5 protein-coding genes and 1 pseudogene are annotated in these 2,778 nt (G+C 40.1%); all 6 read right to left on the bottom strand.

The window, feature by feature from the left end:
• Positions 1–132: 132 nt before the first annotated feature.
• Positions 133–570, bottom strand: coding sequence for a hypothetical protein (locus tag HBA26_RS22515; protein WP_126346170.1), 438 nt, complete (start codon positions 568–570; stop codon positions 133–135).
• Positions 571–672: 102 nt separating this feature from the next.
• Positions 673–1,236: a hypothetical protein gene (locus HBA26_RS22520; protein WP_166721059.1), complete on the bottom strand. Its 564-nt coding sequence runs from the start codon at positions 1,234–1,236 to the stop codon at positions 673–675.
• A 146-nt stretch (positions 1,237–1,382) separates the two neighbouring features.
• On the bottom strand, positions 1,383–1,745 hold the full coding sequence (locus HBA26_RS23075) for an Imm43 family immunity protein (RefSeq protein ID WP_323263721.1): 363 nt from the start codon (positions 1,743–1,745) through the stop codon (positions 1,383–1,385).
• Positions 1,742–2,041 carry an Imm43 family immunity protein gene (locus HBA26_RS23080; protein ID WP_250899497.1) on the bottom strand — a complete coding sequence of 100 codons (300 nt, stop codon included), beginning with the start codon at positions 2,039–2,041 and terminating at the stop codon, positions 1,742–1,744. The genes HBA26_RS23075 and HBA26_RS23080 overlap by 4 nt, the downstream gene beginning before the upstream one ends.
• Positions 2,041–2,364, bottom strand: coding sequence for an AHH domain-containing protein (locus HBA26_RS22530; RefSeq protein ID WP_166721060.1), 324 nt, complete (start codon positions 2,362–2,364; stop codon positions 2,041–2,043). Before HBA26_RS22530 ends, HBA26_RS23080 begins: the two co-directional genes overlap by 1 nt.
• Before the next feature lie 26 nt (positions 2,365–2,390).
• A pseudogene (locus tag HBA26_RS22535) lies at positions 2,391–2,778 on the bottom strand (RHS repeat protein); the annotation flags it as partial.

Consider the following 2,778-nt stretch of genomic DNA (forward strand, 5'->3'; position numbering starts at 1 on the left):
TCCGTCGTCGGCAGCGTCAGATGTGTATAAGAGACAGATTCATAAGTATGTAGCTTAATGACGATTCTTCGTAAGAAATTACGTGGAAAACGCTTATTCTAGCTGTCTAAGTAACGTAATACAGCGAGGCCTTCACGTTATTTTGCATAAATAAAATTCAAGATATTTTTTAGGCCTATGCTTAAACGCACGCTCTTTACCGTAGTTATAAGCATCGTTAAAATATTTATACGCTTCATCAAATTGATTCAACTCGTAACAGACCATCCCGAGGTCGATTAAGGGCGCAGTGTCTATATCCGATCCACGAGTGCGTAACGTCACCTCTCCCCATTTCTTCGCCTCCGCATAATCCGTGAGGTCAAAATAAGCGCTGTACACACACGCAGCGATCCAGTTAGCAAGTTCCGATTCGAACTTTGGGTCAGGAAGAGCTTGCCAGGTTTTTCGGTACTGCTTTAAAGCTTCGGCGTATTTTTGGTTGTCGTGAAACTCTATTCCTTTTTCAACAAGAGATGTAACTCTTTTTTCATCGAATTTATAGCATACATTTTTCATATGTTTATTCATTATCATTCTAAAAGAGACCTCCTTGCCTATATAAAAGGGATATCAGCGATAAATGCCTTCATAAGCAATGAGGTCTCTAAAAGAGTGAGTTTTGATTGTTAACTAACCAAAAAAGAAATATTTAAAACCTTCTGCCTCAACATCCTCAAGCTTGCTTTTTAGCATTAAATCGATGTCTTCCAGAAAGTCCTTTCTGAAATTAAAATCATCATCTGTAGCATCACCATCATATTTACTTTGTTCTATCTCAATGGCAGAACAAAAAGCATCCAAAAAGTCAGCTAAGGAATTGGAAATAATGAAATTCCTTTTTTGGATACTACCATAAACTGGAGAGGTCATATTTTTGGTTTCACAAAAAAGAACATCTCCATTTCTTTCAGCAAAGATTACATAATCATCGTGCCAAGCCGTATCATTTTGAATTCGCCAGCCTGATAACATTTCATTTAGCTCTTGGGGCTCAACAATCTGTATAAAGAAGGCACCATCAAATGTTGGGTGGTCATTTAAAATCAAATGGCTATAAAAAAAACGAATTTCACCATTTAAATTTACAGGAAAATAAGTTTCATTCTCATCGTCTGTATAGACTATCTCTCCCATATTTAAATCATTCATTTTGAATTTGTTAACAAAGTCTTGGATAGTATTTTTTATATGCATTATTCCTCTTTAAGAGTTAACATTATTGGCTACTCTTAAAATTACTGTGATCCATAGTCGAATAATGTACCCATAATCCAAAGAGCTTCTTCGCGCCATTAGAAAACAAAAACAAAGAATCAATAATGGCACGACACCATTCAATATTAAGGTAGTTTATTGCCCTTTCTTTTACGACTGGAGTCTATTTCGTAGAAATAATCTTCACAGAAAACGTCTAAAGCATTTTCCAGTGGAACAAGTTTCACCCCCCGGAAGCCTTTACTTTCTATAACTTCCTTCACATCTTGTTTAACAATGATAAAAGCACCTAACAATGTGTCGTTCAACGAAAGTATATCATATTCCAGCGCATCATTCTTGAATTCAATTTTAAAAGGTATGATATCTCCGAACTTATCCTCTTCAAAAATAGATTTAACCTCATCTATAACATCGCCGCCTGGAAAATATATATATTTAAAATCATCCCGAAGAACTTGACCATTCCCAATCGAAACTGGTGTTATATCTCGGCCAAAAAAACATTGTGCTTATAATCACCAAAAATTGAAAATAAAGACTTATCCAGCAAGTGTCCAAAGTCTTTTTTATAATAGTCAAATTTCAAAGCCCCAACATTTTTATTGCACAACAAATAAATACGGTTTGGACATGCATCGTCTGCTATTCGATACGGGAAGGGAAATGCAGAGCCTTCTATTTCCCAGTTTCCATTGATCTGTAATCTTTCATCAACCATGCCCTGTAAATTTCTTGGCATGAGTGATGATTCGAAGTCATTCATGATCAAATAATAGGACATTAACTCATTCTCCTGCATTTTGTTGTGGGAGCATGCCCCATCCAAATTATATTCTTCATATCAATCTGGATCCGCCTTATAGCTATCCTCGCCCCTTTAGCATCCAATCTTCCAGAATTATATCGTTGCTCAACACGAGCAATGCGCTGACGGACAATGTCACTATAGTTATGATGATTACTGCTATGGAAAACATCCATACCTTTCCCTGCATCTTGTTTCATCGCTGATGCGCTACCAGGAACATGAATACCATTAAACGCAGAGCTCATGTCTTTTCCGATGCCAACATTATTGAAGAATGATTGGTCCTCTTTCCACACCTCAACGGGTAAAACATGGTGAGCAGTATTCGCTCCGACGTGCCGTTCGGCTGGCAGTGGAACCAGAAAATCTCCGGGGCATCAACGCCGTCAATACGCGCCAGCGGATCGTAGCTGTCCTGATCGCTGTAGACGTAGGTCAACGGCACATCTCCGTGCACTTCCTGCAGCAGGCGGAACCCTTCCCAGACAAACCGGCTTGCCGGTTGGCTGACCGCCCAGCATCTGCTGGTGCGTTTTGCTGATGCGCCGACCGAGCGGATCGTAGCGGAAGCTGACCTGCGTCTGCGGCTTGTTGCGATCCTGCAGCTGGCTGATGACTTCCGTCAGGCGATGTTCGCCGTCGTAGCGGTAGTGCCAGCGGGTCTGGCCGTTATCCTTCTCCACGGTACGGCCGTGTATGTCATACTGCCA

Origin of the sequence: Enterobacter sp. 725m/11, from assembly GCF_011683705.1 — a bacterium.
Classification (GTDB): domain Bacteria; phylum Pseudomonadota; class Gammaproteobacteria; order Enterobacterales; family Enterobacteriaceae; genus Enterobacter; species Enterobacter bugandensis.

Coding starts and splice junctions, on each gene's coding strand:
- HBA26_RS23080 (WP_250899497.1), bottom strand. CDS start 2,041: ATGTCCTATTATTTGATCATGAATGACTTCGAATCATCACTCATGCCA.
- HBA26_RS22520 (WP_166721059.1), bottom strand. CDS start 1,236: ATGCATATAAAAAATACTATCCAAGACTTTGTTAACAAATTCAAAATG.
- HBA26_RS22515 (WP_126346170.1), bottom strand. CDS start 570: ATGAATAAACATATGAAAAATGTATGCTATAAATTCGATGAAAAAAGA.